We start from the raw sequence: 15,143 nt of genomic DNA, 5'->3' as shown, positions 1-15,143 counted from the left end.
ACCCTAACAATGGTTGAAGACTACATTTTCGGAAATCTGGACCTCGCGAGCATCTCGCTGTGGCTGTTCTTCATCTTCTTCGTGGGGCTGGTCATCTGGATCCAGCGCGAGAACCAGCGCGAGGGCTATCCGCTCGTCAATGACGACGGCAGCCAGGCCGATGCGGGCGGGGTATTTCCGAACCCAAAGGACAAGACCTTCCACCTGCCCCATGGCCGCGGCACCTATACCGTGCCCTCGCAGCAGCCGCCCGATCGCGACGATCACCACGCCAACATGACCCGCGAATTCGATTCGGGCGGTTTCCCCTGGGATCCGGTCGGCGATCCGCTGGCCAACGGCATCGGCCCCGCGGCCTGGGCCAATCGCCGCGACGAGCCCGAGCTCGACGGTCACGGAAAGCCCAAGATCATCCCGATGGGTGGCGAGGGGCATTTCCACGTCGCCGCGGGACGCGATCCGCGCGGATTGCCGGTGCAGTCGGGTGACATGAAGGTGGTCGGCATGGTCTCCGACATGTGGGTCGACGAGCCCGAGCAACTGGTCCGCTACCTCGAGATCGAGCTGGAAGGCGGCGCGGGCAAGCGCCTGGTCCCGCTGACCCTGGCGCGGATCTGGGGCAACCGGGTCGATGTGAAGACGCTCTACGCCGATCAGTTCGCCGGCGTGCCGCAGATCAAGACACCGGGACAGGTGACGAAGCTCGAAGAGGACAAGATCAGCGCCTATTACGGCGGTGGCGTCCTCTACGCGGACAAGTCGCGTCTCGAACCGCAGCTTTAAGCCGAAGCTGTTCGCCGCATAGGAGGGAAAGCCATGCACCACGATGATTTCGCAACCGAGCCCGTCCGCGGGCTGCCGGAAACCCCGCCGGAGGGAGAATGCATCCTCTGGCAGGGGCGTCCGAACAGCTGGGCGCTCGCCCGCGAGGCGCTGAACCTCAAATGGGTGGCGGGATATTTCGTGGTGCTGGTCCTGTGGCGGTTCCTCGCCGTGGTCGACCTGATGCCGCTGGGCCAGGCGATCGGCGCGGCGGTGCCGATCATGATCCTCGGCGCGATCGCGCTGGGGCTTCTCTATCTCATCGCCTACGTTCAGGCGCGCGCCACGGTCTACACGATCACCAATCGCCGCGTGGCGATGCGGATCGGCGCGGCGCTGACGATGACGCTGAACCTGCCCTACAGCCAGATCGCTTCGGCGGATCTGGCGCGGCGGCGGGACGGCACTGGCACGATCTCGTTCCAGACGCTGGGCAAGACGCGGCTGTCCTACCTCGTCTGCTGGCCGCATGTGCGGCCCTGGAAGATGAACCCGACGCAGCCCGCCTTGCGCTGCATTCCCGAGGCCGACCGGATTGCCACGCTTCTGGGCGAGGCCGCGATGACGCGCATCACCGACCCGCGGGTCGAGCGCCGCGCGCAGACCGACACGCCCGCACGCGGGGCCGATGCCGGCGCCGCCGTGGCCGCGGAATAGGGAGGGTCAGCCATGTCCACGAACACACAGCCGAGCCTGCGCCACGAAGACCGCGACCTGGTGCCGCTGGTCCTGGTGCGGGCGATGACCGCGCTCGTCCTGGTGATCCTCGCGCTCACCAGCTTCTGGGTCTGGACCGACCGTCCGCTGGAGGCGCTGCCGCCGGAAAGCCCGGTCGCGCAGGAACGCATAATCTTCCTTGCCGGCGAGATGTCCGGCGCGGCGCGGGTCCTCGACCAGAACGGCACCGTGATCGTCGATTTCGGGCCCAAGGAAGGCGGGTTCATCGCCGGTGTCGCACGCGTTCTGGAACGCGAGCGGACCAATGCCCGCCAGCCGCTCGACGGGCCGGTGCGGCTCGTCGCCTACGAGAACGGCCGGATGGGGATCTTCGATCCCTCGACCGGATGGCGCGCCGACCTCATGGGGTTCGGCGCAGACAACGCAGCGGCCTTCGCCAGGCTTCTGCGGGACTAAGCAAAGGGAACAAGACCATGGGAATACTGACACGCGAGATCGAGAGGGCGCCCTGCACCGTCGAGATCTCACATAAATTCGAAAGCCTGCACGCGCATGTGCGCTTCAACAACGGCGCCGTGATCTATCCGGGCGACGAAGTCACCGTCCAGGGGCCCGAGATCATGGCCCCCTTCGGCGAGATCGTCTCAGAGGACCGCGAGGCGATCATCGTCCGCGCCTCCAAGCTCGAACAGCTCTGGACCCGCATGACCGGCGATCTCGAGGTGATGGAGCTGTGTGAATTCTCGTTCTCCGAGGAGGTGCGGCTATGAATGTCCAGAACACATCCGACATGAAAGGCGCCAAGCCGACGCATACCGCCGACATCACCAATGTCGAGGACAGCCTCGCGCTGCAGCAGGAGCAGGCCAAGTACGACGACGATTTCGCCACCAACACGGCGATGTCCAACACCCTTCTGACGCCGCGCTTCTACACCACCGATTTCGACGAGCTCGACGCGATCGACGTCTCCCCGGTGCGCGAGGACTGGGACAAGCTGATCGCCCAGATGGTGAGCGACCCCAACAAGGGCCACTTCAAGAAGAACGAAGACTGGGATCACGTCGACTGGGAGAACATGGAGCCGCAGCTAAAGAAGGAATTCATCGACTTCCTGATCTCGTCCTGCACCGCCGAGTTCTCGGGCTGCGTGCTTTACAAGGAGATGAAGCGGCGCGGCAACAACGACGATATCGTGCAGCTCTTCCAGCTCATGGCGCGGGACGAAGCGCGGCATGCGGGGTTCATCAACGACGCGCTGCGTGAGGCGGGCCTGCGGGTGAACCTGGGCTTTCTGACACAGTCGAAGAAATACACCTATTTCCGCCCGAAGTTCATCTATTACGCGACCTACCTCTCCGAGAAGATCGGCTATGCCCGCTACATCACCATCTTCCGGCATCTCGAGGCGCATCCCGAGCACCGCTTCCACCCGATCTTCAAGTGGTTCCAGGAATGGTGCAACGACGAGTTCAGCCATGGCGAGGCCTTCGCGCTTCTCATGAAGACCGACCCCAAGCTGACCTCGGGGCGCAATGTCCTGTGGATCAAGTTCTTCCTCACGGCGGTCTATGCGACGATGTATGTCCGCGACCACCAGCGTCCGGCCTTCCATGAAGCACTGGGCGTCGATCCGGACTGGTACGCGCATGAGGTCTTCACCAAGACCTCGAAGCTGTCGGAGCAGATCTTCCCGATCACGCTCGATATCGAGCATCCGCGCTGGCAGCCGACGCTGGAGCGTCTGCAACGCGCCAACGTGGCGATCGCGGAGGGCAAGGAAGCCGGCGGGCTGGGCGGCAAGCTGAAGGCCTGGGCGAACTCGGCCAAGGCGGCTTTGTGTTTCGCGCAGCTCTACACGATCCCTGCCCACAAGCACCGGGTGCCCGAGAGCACGCGTCTGGAGCCGGTCTATTGAGCCCCGCGTCGCACCGGCCGCGTTTTCCCGCACGGAAAACGCTCCGAATTCCCGCGCGGAATTCGGGGCGGCCGGGCGACACCGGTGCGACCCTTGCGCATGCCGCGGACATCCGTGCCCGCGTTTTCGCGTCGAAAACGCACCGCGCTCTTCGCAAGAGCGCGTTAGGCGAGGCTTGGCCATGCTGACCGACCCCTGGATCGCGGCGCTTCTGGCGCTCTTTGCCTGGTGGTTCTCCACCGGGCTGATCCTTCTGGTCGTGCGCGGTGCGGATCGCGGCAACCGCTCCCTCGCCGTCACGCTTCTGTCCCTGCCGGTGCTCTGTCTCGGTGCGTGGGGTCTCTGGACGTCCGGATCGCAGGCCAGTGTGGACGGCGTCTATATCGCCTTCCTGTCGGCCCTGGCGATCTGGGGCTGGATCGAGCTTGCGTTCCTTGCCGGTGTCGTCACCGGTCCCAACACCCATCCCTGTCCCGAGGGACGCCCGGGCTGGGAGCGCTTCCTGCGCGCCTGGGGCACCATCGCCTATCACGAGATGGCGCTGGTCTTCTCGCTCATCGCCATGTGGGGCGCGCTGCACGGCTCGGCCAACATGTTCGGCGTCTGGACCTTCGCGGTGCTCTTCGTGGCGCGCGTCTCGGCCAAACTGAACCTTTTCCTGGGCGTGCCCAAGATCAACACCGAGTTCCTGCCCTCGGCCTTGTCGCACCTGCCCAGCCATTTCCGGATCGCGCCGATGAACGTGCTCTTTCCGGTCTCGATCACCGCGCTCAGCTTCGCCACCGCCTGCTGGCTCGAGCGTATCTATTCCGCGACCTCGCCTGCCGAGGTTGCCGGATTCGCGCTTCTTTCTGCGCTGACCGCCCTCGCTCTGCTCGAGCATTGGTTCATGGTTCTGCCGCTGCCCGACGAGAAGCTTTGGCGCTGGATGTTGCCCGCGCCCAAACAAAACCAGAAGACCCGGGAGGACGCCCATGGACTTTGACGCCCTTTTCAACGCCGAGCTCGACAGCCTGCGCGAGGATGGAAACTACAGGATCTTCGCCGAGCTGGAGCGCAAGTGCGGCGCGTTCCCGAAGGCGAAAAGCCATGACACGGATGCGCCCGACGAGGTGACGGTCTGGTGCTCGAACGATTATCTCGGCATGGGCCAGCACCCCGAGGTGATCGCCTCCATGCAGAACGCCGTGGCCAGGCATGGCTGCGGGGCAGGGGGCACGCGCAACATCTCCGGCAACACCCACCAGCACGCGCTGCTGGAGGCGGAGCTCGCGGACCTGCACGGCAAGGAAGCGGCCCTTCTCTTCACCAGCGGATACGTTTCCAACTGGGCGGCCCTGTCGACCCTGGGCGCAATGCTGCCCGACGCGGTGATCCTGTCGGACGAGAAGAACCACGCCTCGATGATCGAAGGCATCCGCCATTCGCGGGCCAAGAAGGTCATCTGGAAGCACAACGATCCCGCGGATCTCGATCGCAAGCTGGCGGCCCTGCCGTCGAACGCGACCAAGATCGTCGCCTTCGAATCGGTCTATTCCATGGATGGCGATATCAGCCCGATGGAGGCGATCCTCGATGTCGCCGAAAAGCACGGCGCGATGACCTATCTCGACGAGGTGCACGCGGTGGGCATGTACGGCCCGCGCGGCGGTGGCCTTTCCGAAGAGCTGGGCCTGCGCGACCGGATCACCCTGATCGAGGGCACGCTCGGCAAGGCCTACGGCGTCGTCGGCGGCTACATCACCGGTTCCGTGGCGCTGTGCGACTTCATCCGGTCCTTCGCTTCGGGCTTCATCTTCACCACCGCGCTGCCGCCCGCCGTGGCCGCGGCCGCGCGCACCTCGATCCGGCACCTGAAGCACAGCAGCGCCGAGCGCGACCGCCAGAAGGCGCAGGTCGCCAAGTTGCGGATGCGTCTCGACGCGCTGGGCATCCCGCATCTCGACAATCCGAGCCATATCATCCCGGTGATGATCAAGGACCCGGTCAAGTGCCGCCAGCTCGCGGACATCCTGATGCAGGATTTCGGCATCTACGTGCAGCCCATCAACTACCCCACCGTGCCCAAGGGCACGGAGCGGTTGCGCTTCACGCCGGGGCCGCTGCACAGCGATGCGGATATCGAACACCTCGTTCAGGCGCTTGCAACGCTCTGGAAACGCTGCGCGATTGCCCACGCGGTCGCGTGATCGTGTGATCGGAGACCGTGCAAGAGCAGGCGCGGCGCGCTAGGATCACAGGCCATTGAGGCCGAAAAGTGATTTGTATGCCGCGCCTGTTCCTTGTCTGTCTTCTGCTCCTGCCCCTGCCCGTATCCGCCCAGGACGGCGCACGGCTTTTCGAACGCTGTGCGGCCTGCCACTCGGTGACCGCCCCGGATGGCACGAAACTGGTCGTGGGCGGTCGCATCGGCCCCGATCTCTACGGCATCGCCGGGCAATCCGCGGCGGCCAAGCCCGGCTTCAACTATTCCCGTTCCCTGCGGAAGGCGGCCGCGCAGGGGCTCGTCTGGTCCGAAGACGCCTTCGTGAGCTACCTGCGCAATCCGACGGAATTCCTCAAAGCCTATCTCGACGATCCATCCGCCCGGGCCCGCATGGCGTTCCGGCTCGAACGCGGCGGTGACGCGATCTATCGCTATCTCGCCGATCTTTCGCGCTGAACCGCGCGACCCGCGTCCAATCCCCGAAAATTCGCACTATTCGCCAGAATCCTGCCGCAGTGGCGCCCGGAGATCGGAAGGGGTGCCGTTCTATACCGAGGGCAAGGTGAAAAAGGAGTGGGTGAGTTGTCGAATGGCATGTCCCGCAGCAACGCTGCGCCGATCATTATCAAGCGGAAGAAAATCGTCAAAGGCGGAGGCCATCACGGCGGCGCCTGGAAAGTGGCTTACGCCGATTTCGTGACCGCCATGATGGCGTTCTTCATGCTCATGTGGCTTTTGAACGCGACGACCGAGAAACAGCGCAAGGGCCTTGCGGATTACTTCGCGCCCACCGTCTCGATCAGCAAGATCTCGGGCGGCGGCTCGGAATCCTTGCAGGGCAATTCGGTCTTCGCCGAGGAAACCCTGCCGCAGAACGGCACCGGCGCGTCGAGCTTCCAGCCGGTCGTGCAGGGCGGCAATCGTGAGGATTCCGGGGAAGACGGCGTTCAGAGCAGCATGGATTCCGAGCTGGCCGACATCGAACAGACCTTCCGCGAGCAGGTCGTCGAAAGCGCCAGCGGCAATGCGCTGATGGCGCATATCGCGACGCGCATCACGGATGAGGGGCTGGTCATCACCATGTCGGACCTGCCCGATGCGCCCCTCTTCACCGGAGAGGCCGAGGTGACGCCCGTTCTGGAAGAGCTGCTTTGGCTGGTTTTGGAAATGGGCATGCTGGTGGAGAACGAGATCGCCATCGGAACCCATGTGCAGCGGTTCCCGGTCGTGCTGGAAGAGGACCCGGCATGGCAATTGTCCCGCGCGCGCGCCGATGTCGTGCTCGACCGGATGATCGCAAGCAACCTGCCGGAGCGGCAGATCCGGCGCGTCACCGCCCATGGCGACCGCGATGCGGATCGCCGGGCCGAGACCCATGCGCGCAACAACCGCGTCGAGGTCGTCTTCCTGCGCTGAGCGGATACCGGCGGTCCTCGCGGGCCGCCGGAAAACGATACGGAGAATTTTACGCGTTAGTGAGACCTTAAAGGTCCGCACGATACCAAGGCCCGGACGCGACAGAGCAGAAAGGCCAGTCATGACGATCTCCTCCTCCATGAATGCCGGCGTGTCCGGGTTGGCCGCGAATGCGAACCAGCTCGGCACCATCGCCGACAACATCGCGAATTCCGAAACCTACGGGTACAAGCAGGCGGAGACGGATTTCCATTCCGTGGTCCTGGCAAGCTCGGGGGGCAAATATACCGCGGGCGGCGTTCGGACCTCGACGAGTTACGAGATCGATCAGAAAGGCGCCTTGGTCTCGACCTCGAACGCCACGGACCTCGCCGTGAGCGGTCCGGGCTTCCTTCCCGTCGCCCAGGCGTCCGAGGTTCAGGCCGGAAGCACCGATCCGCAGATGTTCCTGACCACGACCGGCTCATTCTCGACGGACGAGAACGGCTACCTCGTGTCGCCGGATGGGCTGATGCTCCTGGGCTGGCCGGCCGAACCGGACGGCACCATCGGCACCTATCCGCGCGACACGTCGGACGGTCTCGAACCGGTGCGGATTGACGCGAACCAGCTGTCGGGCGAGCCGACGACAATGGTGACGCTCGGTCTCAATCTGCCCGCGACCGAAACCGATGCCTCGGCCAGCGGCGACCCTCTCGTTCTGTCGGTGGAATATTACGACAACCTCGGCGTCTCCGAGACGCTGAACATCACCTACACGCCGACGATCCCGGCCACGGGCACTTCGAACACCTGGACGATGGTGATCGAAGACAGCGCCACGCCCGGCGTCGTGATCGGGGAATACCAGGTTGTGTTCGACGATTCCCGCACCGCGGGCGGCACCATTGCCAGTGTGACCACCGTATCGGGCGGCGCCTACGATCCCGCCACGGGCTCGGTCATCGTGAACGTCGCCGGCGGACCGATGGAGCTGACCATCGGTCAGATCGGGGCCAGCGACGGGATCACCCAGCTGTCCGATACCTTCGCACCGTTGAACATCTCGAAAGACGGCTCGCCCGTCGGTAGCATGACCTCGGTCGAGGTCGATGCGAACGGTATGGTCATCGCGACCTTCGATACAGGCGCCACTCGGGTGATCTACCAGGTCCCGCTGGTGAACGTGCCGAACCCGAACGGCCTCATTCCGCTGCCCGGCCAAATCTACGCTACCTCGATGAACAGCGGCAGCTACTTCCTCTGGGACGCGGCGACCGGCCCCACCGGGGAAATCCTGGGCTTTGCGCTCGAGGAATCCACGACCGACGTGGCGTCCGAACTCACGCAGCTCATCCAGACCCAGCGCGCCTATTCGTCCAACGCCAAGGTCATCCAGACCGTGGACGAGATGCTGCAGGAAACCACCAACATCAAGCGCTGAGGCCATGCCTAGGCGCCGAACCGGAGCTTGCCCATGTCGATGAGCATCGCAGTCAACAAGGCTCTGCTGGGGCTTGCGCGCAATGCGCAGGCGACCAGCGTCGTGTCGAGCAATCTCTCCAACGCGTCGGAGCCGGGTTACGCGCGGCGCGTCATCGTGGGCGACCAGATCCTGCGCGTGGTCGATCCGGCTCTCCTCTCGGACCGCCGCCTGTCGGATGCCGAGATGGCGGCGGCGCAGACGATGCAGGATTATGCGCAGCGTCTCGACGCGCTGGCCGGATCGGCCGAGGATCCGGGATCGCTGCAGAACCTGATGTCGATCTTCGATTCCGCATTGCTGTCCGCCGCGGCCGACCCTGCCTCCGAGCAGCGATTGAACGCCGTAGCCGTCGCGGGCTCGGATCTCGCGCAGGCGATCGGCTCCGCATCGGGCGAGATCCAGGCCGCCCGGGCCGATGCCGATACGGCCATCGCGAAGGATTTGGCGCAACTCAATGCCCTTCTCGAGGAGGCGGCCTCTCTCAACCAGGCGCTGGCCCGCGCACAGCCCGGTACCGCATCGACCGCGTCGCTCTTCGACCAGCGGCAGAAGGTCATCGATGCGGTGGCTGAGATCGTTCCGATCCGCACCGCGCCGCGCGATCAGAACGGTATCGCGCTCTACACCACCAACGGTGCGATCCTTCTCGACGGGCAGCCCGCGACCGTGGGCTTCACTCCGACCCCGGTCATCGCTGCCCAGATGACCGAGGCGAACGGTCTGCTGGGCGGGCTTACCATCAATGGGCGTGCCGTCTCGTCGGGCCCGAAGGGACCGCTCTCGGGCGGGCGGCTGGGCGCAGCCTTCGAGGCCAGAGACGTCATGTTGCCCGAAGCGCAAGCGCGGCTCGACGGGATCGCCTACGATCTGATCGAGCGCTTCGGCGCCGGGGGCCCCGATGCGACCATTGCGCCCGGCCAGATCGGCCTCTTCTCCGAATTGGGCGCGCCGCCCGGACCACCGCCCGTCCCGGGCCTTTCCGAACGTCTCATCTGGAATCCGGCCGTCGCGCCGGGATCGACCGATCTGTGGAAATTGCGGGATGGTCTCGGCGCGACCGCGCCCGGCGAGGTCGGTGACGCGGCTCTGCTGAATGCCCTGTCCGACAGCTTAAATGCGCTGCGCGCCCCCACGGATCCCGCTCTGGGCGGATCGGTGCGCTCGGCGCGCGGTCAATTCGCGGCATTTGGTGCTTCCATCGAAGCCACACGCATCCTTTCGGAAGACGCCCTGACCCGGTTCTCCGCGCGCAACACCGCGCTGAGAGAAATCGAATTCTCGCAAGGTGTCGACTCAGACGTTGAACTACAGCGCCTTCTGGAAATCGAACAGAACTACGCCGCGAATGCGCAGGTTCTGCGCAGCGTCGACGAAATGCTGAATCAGCTGTTGAGTATCTGAGGAGATGTCCATGCTATCCATTGGTGATCTTGCACAATCCCTCGTGCAAAAATCTCGACAAGGTTTCCTGAAAGCCCAGATCGACCGCTTCGGACAACAATTGACCACCGGTCTTGCCGCGGATCCGGCACGCCGGCTCGGCGGTGACACATCCCGGTTGAACGGCATCGTCGGCGATATCGCGCGCCTGACACTCGCGCGTGACCTGGTGAACGAGGTCGGCATCCGCGCCACCTCGCAACAAACGAGTTTGGAGACCTTGGATACCACCTGGTCTGCGCGCAGCGCGGACATGCTGCGGGCGGACCTCATGGTTCTTCCAAGCGAGCGGGCATTGGTATCCGCACGTGCCCGGGATGCCTTCGATGCAAGCATCGCCACGCTCAACACGCAAAGCGCCGGGCGATCGATCTTCGGTGGCACGGCGACCGACCGGGCGCCCCTGGCCGACCCCGAGACCATTCTGGCATCAATCAACGCGGCGCTCGCGGGAGCGAGCGATGCCGCGGATGTGACCGCGCGGCTCGACAATTGGTTCGATGGACCGACCGGCTTCGCAACTGACGCCTATCTCGGCAGTACCACGTCGCTTGCGCCCCAGAAACTGGGCAATGGCGCTGAGGTGTCGCTCGGTATTCGCGCCGATAATGCGGCGATCCGGGCGGGATTGAAGGGTCTCGTGACCGCCATGGTTGCCACCGATCCTGTCCTGGGATTGGCTGAGACGGACCAGACAAGACTTCTGGAAAGCGCGGGATTGCGGATGATTGAGGCGCAAGGCCAGCTTTCCGTCCTGCGATCCGACCTCGGTGCGACGGAAGCCCGTATCGAGACATCCGCGACCCGTATTTCGGTCGAGCTCTCTGCGGTTCAGTCGCTGCGCCTTTCCCTCGTGGGAACCGATCCTTTCGACGATGCCGCCAAACTGGAAGCGGCGCAGTTCCAGTTGGAGAGCTTGTATACGGTCACGCTCACCGCGAGGCGCATGTCCTTCCTGGAGGCCATGAGATGATCCGCCGCGCGCTGAGCCTCCTATTGATCGCGATTCCCGCCTTGGCCATTTCGGGTCTCGCCGAGGCGCAACAGGTCCGGATCAAAGACCTTGTGGAGTTTGAGGGCGTTCGGGGAAATGATCTTGTCGGCTACGGTCTGGTGGTCGGATTGAACGGAACCGGAGATGGTCTGCGAAACGCGCCTTTCACCGAAGATCTGATGGCCAATATCCTGGAAAGGCTGGGCGTCAACGTTACCGGTGAGCAGTTCCGCCCGAAGAACGTGGCTGCCGTCATGATCACATCGGTTCTCCCGCCCTTTGCGCGGTCCGGCAGTCAGATCGATGTGACGGTCTCGGCCATCGGCGATGCGACCAGCCTGCTGGGCGGCACCCTGATCATGACACCGATGAACGCGGCCGATGGGAAAATCTACGCCGTGGCCCAAGGCACGATCATTGCTGGGGGAGTCACCGCGGAAGGCGAAGGGGCCGTGGTCACGAAAGGTGTGCCCACATCCGGTGCCATTCCCGCAGGCGCGCGCGTGGAGCGGGAGGTGGGGTTCGATTTCGCTGGATTGCGCGACATGACACTGGCCTTGCGCGAGGCCGACTTCACCACCGCGATACGCATAGAATCAGCAATCAACGCGGCGTTCGGGCGCGATGCGGCGCTGATGCTCGATTCAGGAACGGTCCGGATCGATCTGACGCGCGTCAGCAGTCGATCCACGGCGCACGCTGTGCAGCGCATCGAGAACATCCCTGTTGCACCGGAAAGCCGCGCACGGGTCGTCGTCGATCAACGCTCCGGCACAATCGTGATGGGCCAGGATGTTCGCATTTCTCGCGTCGCGGTCAGTCAAGGCAATCTCACGCTGCGTATCCAGGAGGCACCCATCGTGGCGCAGCCCAATCCTTTCGCGGAGGGTGAAACGGTCGTCGTGCCCAGGACCGAAGCCGCGATTGAGGAAGAACTCGGTCCGGGCCTCGCGGAAGTGCAGGCTGGCACCTCCCTGTCGGAAGTGATCGCGGGCCTCAATGCGCTCGGCGTCCCGCCACGCGACATGATCGACATCCTCAAGACGATCAAGGCAGTCGGTGCGCTGCATGCGGAACTGGTAGTGCTGTAGCCGGACTCCGGCCCTTTTTCGACCAAAACGGAGCGAGCAAAATGTTCGGTATACTCGGCATCGTCGTGATTTTCGTCATGGTGTTCGGCGGTTATCTTCTCGCGGGCGGCAAGATGGGGATCATCCTGGCGTCCCTGCCTTTCGAGATGATGATCATCGGCGGCGCCGCGGTTGGCGCCTTCCTCATCGCAAATGACATATCCGCAATCAAACATGCCGCAAAGGATATCGGCAAGGTCTTCAAGGGCCCGAAGTGGAAGCAATCGGACTATCGTGACCTCTTGTGCCTGTTGTTCGAACTGATCCGATTGGCGCGCCAGAGCCCGGTCGCTGTCGAACCACATGTCGAAAACCCTGAAGAGTCAGAGATTTTCGGCAGGTATCCCAAAATTCAGAAAGACCGGGAAGCCGTCGATCTGATCTGCGACACGCTGCGATCCATGTCGATGAACTACGATGATCCACATCAGGTCGAGGAGGTGCTGGACAAACGGATGGAGGCTACGCTGCATCATGCGATGCATTCCAGCCATGCACTTCAGACGGTCGCGGATGGTTTGCCAGCGCTCGGCATCGTGGCTGCGGTTCTCGGCGTGATCAAGACGATGGGCTCGATCGATCAGCCTCCGGAAGTTCTTGGAAAACTGATCGGCGGGGCCTTGGTCGGAACCTTTCTCGGAGTGTTTCTGGCCTACGGCCTCGTCGGGCCAATGGCTGGGAAGGTCGGCGCCGTCGTTGAGGAAGATCGCCACTTCTACCAACTGATCCGCGAGGTCCTCGTTGCCAACTTGCACAATCATCCCGCCAATATCTGCATCGAGGTCGGCCGCCAGAACACGCCCGACCACATGCGTCCCAGCTTTTCCGATGTGGAAGAAGCCTTGCGCAATGCGAAGAGCCAAGCGGCATGAAATATGCGCTCGTCTTTGTCGCGCTTATCCTGCCTGGCGTTGTCTTTGCCCAGAATCTCGATGTTTTCACCGGTGACCATGGACGTTTCACCCGCATTGTCGTCCAGCAGCCCACGCCAGGTCAGTGGTCGCTCGAGACGGATGGCCCGCGCCAGCTCGTCTTGACACGAAGTCCGAATGCGAATGATCGACGGCCCGATCTTACAACCTTCTACGACCGCATTGACCGAGCCCGGGTTGCATCGGTCATGGCTGAGGATTCCGGTGATTTGTCTCTGGGACTGAATTGTGAATGCCAAGTGACGTCCTTCACCCTGCCGCGTGGATATCTCGTTCTGGACATTTCCGACCCGACCGAAGGTTCGGTGGAGATCGTGACAGAAAGTGCAGCCCGGGGGGACGTCCCGTCCGACTTTGCAGACTTCCTCACGAACAACGCAACACGCTTGAGCGCGAGCTTCCCGGATCCGCAGACACAGACAATTGCACCGCTGCTTTCGGAGCTGGAGCAAGCAATGCCTCCCACATTCGACATAGAGACTGGCGCAGTCAATGTGTCCACCACGGCGAAACGTCTGTTGCAGGAATTCGAAGGCGCCCTCCACCTTGGCGCTTTGACTCCGCGGGATGGCGATACTCCGCGCGGCTTGTCCGACCTCATCGCGGGCACTCAAGAGCATGATCAGGCAGGTATCCGTCCTGGCCAACCGTCACCGGATATGTGCCGGAAGATCAGCGATCTCACCGACTTCAGTGAGCTGAAGGGTGATTATCTGGATCTCCGCCGGACGAAGGTCTCACTGGTGGGTCTTGACGGCGAGATCTCGGAATCCGCTTTGACCGGATTCGCGAAATCCTATCTCGCACTTGGTTGGGGCCAAGAGGTAATGGCGCTGGCACCAGAGCGCGATGATCCGGAATGGGCCGTCCTTGCTGCACTCGCAAGCAGCGTCGAGACCGGTGACGATCCGACCAATTTTTTCGCGCGTCATTTGGGATGTGGGGGCGCAGCCAATCTTTGGGCGCTCCTGTCGCGGAACGTGCCTGCCGATTTTCTCGATGAGAGTATCGCGCGTCGGGCATATCAGACATTGCCCGAAGCTCTCCAGCTTCGACTTGCACCACACCTCGCGAAGGCCGCCAAGGCGCATGGGATCAATCGGATCATCGAGGGTGTGACGACGGACCTCGCTTATATCGGGGACGAGCCTCCCGATGCCTATACCCTGGCGACACACGAGGGCTCTGCTGCCTCCAGTCGGGAGGTCCTGAAAAACCTGACCCGATCGCGGGACGACGAGGTGGCCGCTGCGGCACTCCTCGACTTGGCCGAAACGACCGAAGACGCAGATGAAGCAGCCCTGCTCGCACCGCTCGCGGCCGCGATCGGGTCGGAACTGGCCGGAACGGACGCGGCTGGAGAGGCCCGCGCTGCGGAATTGTCTGCGCTCATAGGATCGGGGGAGTATCGATCGGCATTCAAGAGGATCCTCGAGGACAGCACGCTTTCCTCTGAACGGGCGGGTGAGCTTGCCAAAATGGCGTTGCGGGCGGGTCTTTCAGATGCTGACGATGCCCGCTTTCTGGAATTCATCTTTGACATTCGCGACGCGCTGGCACGGGATGCGAAGCTGCCGGAAGGCGATCTGCTCGATCTCTCGGAACGCGCGATCGATTTGGGGATCGACCGACCGCTCGACCAGCTCCTTGAAAAGGTCTCCGATCCGGGCCTGCTGCGACGCCGAACGCTTCTCGAGGCGCGGATCGCCCTATCTGTGGGTGATTTTGCAGAGGCGGAGCTTCTGACCATCGCGCTCGATGGGCCCGATGCGCGGGAAATCCGCCGCGCGGCCCGCACCGGGATGGAGGATTTCGCCTTCCTGACCTCCGGAGAACCAGCAGATGACACGTCCGGTCTCGCCGATGAAGCCGCTATTCTGGCAGAGGCCTGGGACCGGGTGAGCGAAGATGCCGGTGCCTGGGCACCGGTATCGCGTCTTGCGACGAGCAATCCGGGTCCGCTTGATCCCGCGACCCTCGACGATTTCGAGTCACTTCTGGAAGAGAGCGAGGCAGCGCGGTCATCGCTGGGCGCTCTGTTGACCGAGACCTCGGTCTCACCCTGAGGGCCGAACTTATAAGCGCGCGTGTTAACACCGTGCTCACCAATATCTGCAACAGATTGACCTGACTTAGCCCGCA

The 15,143-nt window shown here is 63.4% G+C and carries 15 protein-coding genes; all 15 read left to right on the top strand.

Translation table 11 applies throughout. The features are described 5' to 3' along the window. Positions 1-9 precede the first annotated feature (9 nt). The 15 genes from puhA to BW990_RS00325 all read left to right on the top strand — a co-directional run bounded on the left by puhA (position 10) and on the right by BW990_RS00325 (position 15,067). Positions 10-783: a photosynthetic reaction center subunit H gene (gene puhA / locus BW990_RS00395; RefSeq protein ID WP_076443886.1), complete on the top strand. Its 774-nt coding sequence runs from the start codon at positions 10-12 to the stop codon at positions 781-783. 33 nt (positions 784-816) lie between these two features. Next, on the top strand, positions 817-1,479 hold the full coding sequence (gene puhB, locus BW990_RS00390) for a photosynthetic complex putative assembly protein PuhB (protein WP_076443884.1): 663 nt from the start codon (positions 817-819) through the stop codon (positions 1,477-1,479). Positions 1,480-1,491: 12 nt separating this feature from the next. Beyond that, positions 1,492-1,956, top strand: coding sequence for a photosynthetic complex assembly protein PuhC (gene puhC, locus BW990_RS00385; protein WP_076443882.1), 465 nt, complete (start codon positions 1,492-1,494; stop codon positions 1,954-1,956). Positions 1,957-1,973: 17 nt separating this feature from the next. Further along, entirely contained in the window at positions 1,974-2,270 is a 297-nt protein-coding gene (locus BW990_RS00380) for a hypothetical protein (RefSeq protein WP_076443880.1), read from the top strand. Then, on the top strand, positions 2,267-3,418 hold the full coding sequence (gene acsF, locus BW990_RS00375; RefSeq protein ID WP_083950414.1) for a magnesium-protoporphyrin IX monomethyl ester (oxidative) cyclase: 1,152 nt from the start codon (positions 2,267-2,269) through the stop codon (positions 3,416-3,418). Before BW990_RS00380 ends, acsF begins: the two co-directional genes overlap by 4 nt. 181 nt (positions 3,419-3,599) lie before the next feature. After that, the gene (puhE, locus tag BW990_RS00370) at positions 3,600-4,403 is read left to right on the top strand and encodes a putative photosynthetic complex assembly protein PuhE (RefSeq protein ID WP_076443878.1); all 804 of its coding nucleotides are present in this window, start codon (positions 3,600-3,602) and stop codon (positions 4,401-4,403) included. Further along, positions 4,393-5,607, top strand: coding sequence for a 5-aminolevulinate synthase (gene hemA, locus BW990_RS00365; protein WP_076443876.1), 1,215 nt, complete (start codon positions 4,393-4,395; stop codon positions 5,605-5,607). The genes puhE and hemA overlap by 11 nt, the downstream gene beginning before the upstream one ends. A gap of 77 nt (positions 5,608-5,684) precedes the next feature. Next, a complete protein-coding gene (locus tag BW990_RS00360; protein WP_076443874.1) occupies positions 5,685-6,080 on the top strand; it encodes a c-type cytochrome in 396 nt (131 codons plus the stop codon). A 138-nt stretch (positions 6,081-6,218) separates the two neighbouring features. Beyond that, a complete protein-coding gene (locus tag BW990_RS00355) occupies positions 6,219-7,040 on the top strand; it encodes a flagellar motor protein MotB (RefSeq protein ID WP_076445052.1) in 822 nt (273 codons plus the stop codon). 121 nt (positions 7,041-7,161) lie between these two features. Beyond that, positions 7,162-8,463: a flagellar hook protein FlgE gene (locus tag BW990_RS00350; RefSeq protein ID WP_076443872.1), complete on the top strand. Its 1,302-nt coding sequence runs from the start codon at positions 7,162-7,164 to the stop codon at positions 8,461-8,463. A gap of 33 nt (positions 8,464-8,496) precedes the next feature. Next, the gene (locus BW990_RS00345) at positions 8,497-9,906 is read left to right on the top strand and encodes a FlgK family flagellar hook-associated protein (protein ID WP_076443870.1); all 1,410 of its coding nucleotides are present in this window, start codon (positions 8,497-8,499) and stop codon (positions 9,904-9,906) included. 10 nt (positions 9,907-9,916) lie between these two features. After that, positions 9,917-10,918, top strand: a complete 1,002-nt coding sequence (locus BW990_RS00340) for a flagellin (RefSeq protein WP_076443868.1) — start codon at positions 9,917-9,919, stop codon at positions 10,916-10,918. Further along, positions 10,915-12,030 carry a flagellar basal body P-ring protein FlgI gene (locus tag BW990_RS00335; protein ID WP_076443866.1) on the top strand — a complete coding sequence of 372 codons (1,116 nt, stop codon included), beginning with the start codon at positions 10,915-10,917 and terminating at the stop codon, positions 12,028-12,030. Before BW990_RS00340 ends, BW990_RS00335 begins: the two co-directional genes overlap by 4 nt. 41 nt (positions 12,031-12,071) lie before the next feature. Continuing rightward, the gene (motA, locus tag BW990_RS00330; RefSeq protein ID WP_076443864.1) at positions 12,072-12,941 is read left to right on the top strand and encodes a flagellar motor stator protein MotA; all 870 of its coding nucleotides are present in this window, start codon (positions 12,072-12,074) and stop codon (positions 12,939-12,941) included. Next, entirely contained in the window at positions 12,938-15,067 is a 2,130-nt protein-coding gene (locus BW990_RS00325) for a hypothetical protein (protein ID WP_076443862.1), read from the top strand. The genes motA and BW990_RS00325 overlap by 4 nt, the downstream gene beginning before the upstream one ends. The last annotated feature ends 76 nt before the right edge of the window (positions 15,068-15,143 follow it).

It is taken from the genome of Roseivivax lentus (genome assembly GCF_900156805.1).
Classification (GTDB): Bacteria; Pseudomonadota; Alphaproteobacteria; order Rhodobacterales; family Rhodobacteraceae; genus Roseivivax; species Roseivivax lentus.
This window is presented reverse-complemented; position numbering and strand designations above follow the sequence as displayed.

Excerpts from the sequence above, each read along its gene's own strand:
- puhA (WP_076443886.1), top strand. The coding sequence starts at position 10 with ATGGTTGAAGACTACATTTTCGGAAATCTGGACCTCGCGAGCATCTCG.
- puhB (WP_076443884.1), top strand. The coding sequence starts at position 817 with ATGCACCACGATGATTTCGCAACCGAGCCCGTCCGCGGGCTGCCGGAA.
- puhC (WP_076443882.1), top strand. The coding sequence starts at position 1,492 with ATGTCCACGAACACACAGCCGAGCCTGCGCCACGAAGACCGCGACCTG.
- BW990_RS00380 (WP_076443880.1), top strand. The coding sequence starts at position 1,974 with ATGGGAATACTGACACGCGAGATCGAGAGGGCGCCCTGCACCGTCGAG.
- acsF (WP_083950414.1), top strand. The coding sequence starts at position 2,267 with ATGAATGTCCAGAACACATCCGACATGAAAGGCGCCAAGCCGACGCAT.
- puhE (WP_076443878.1), top strand. The coding sequence starts at position 3,600 with ATGCTGACCGACCCCTGGATCGCGGCGCTTCTGGCGCTCTTTGCCTGG.
- hemA (WP_076443876.1), top strand. The coding sequence starts at position 4,393 with ATGGACTTTGACGCCCTTTTCAACGCCGAGCTCGACAGCCTGCGCGAG.
- BW990_RS00360 (WP_076443874.1), top strand. The coding sequence starts at position 5,685 with ATGCCGCGCCTGTTCCTTGTCTGTCTTCTGCTCCTGCCCCTGCCCGTA.
- BW990_RS00355 (WP_076445052.1), top strand. The coding sequence starts at position 6,219 with ATGTCCCGCAGCAACGCTGCGCCGATCATTATCAAGCGGAAGAAAATC.
- BW990_RS00350 (WP_076443872.1), top strand. The coding sequence starts at position 7,162 with ATGACGATCTCCTCCTCCATGAATGCCGGCGTGTCCGGGTTGGCCGCG.
- BW990_RS00345 (WP_076443870.1), top strand. The coding sequence starts at position 8,497 with ATGTCGATGAGCATCGCAGTCAACAAGGCTCTGCTGGGGCTTGCGCGC.
- BW990_RS00340 (WP_076443868.1), top strand. The coding sequence starts at position 9,917 with ATGCTATCCATTGGTGATCTTGCACAATCCCTCGTGCAAAAATCTCGA.
- BW990_RS00335 (WP_076443866.1), top strand. The coding sequence starts at position 10,915 with ATGATCCGCCGCGCGCTGAGCCTCCTATTGATCGCGATTCCCGCCTTG.
- motA (WP_076443864.1), top strand. The coding sequence starts at position 12,072 with ATGTTCGGTATACTCGGCATCGTCGTGATTTTCGTCATGGTGTTCGGC.
- BW990_RS00325 (WP_076443862.1), top strand. The coding sequence starts at position 12,938 with ATGAAATATGCGCTCGTCTTTGTCGCGCTTATCCTGCCTGGCGTTGTC.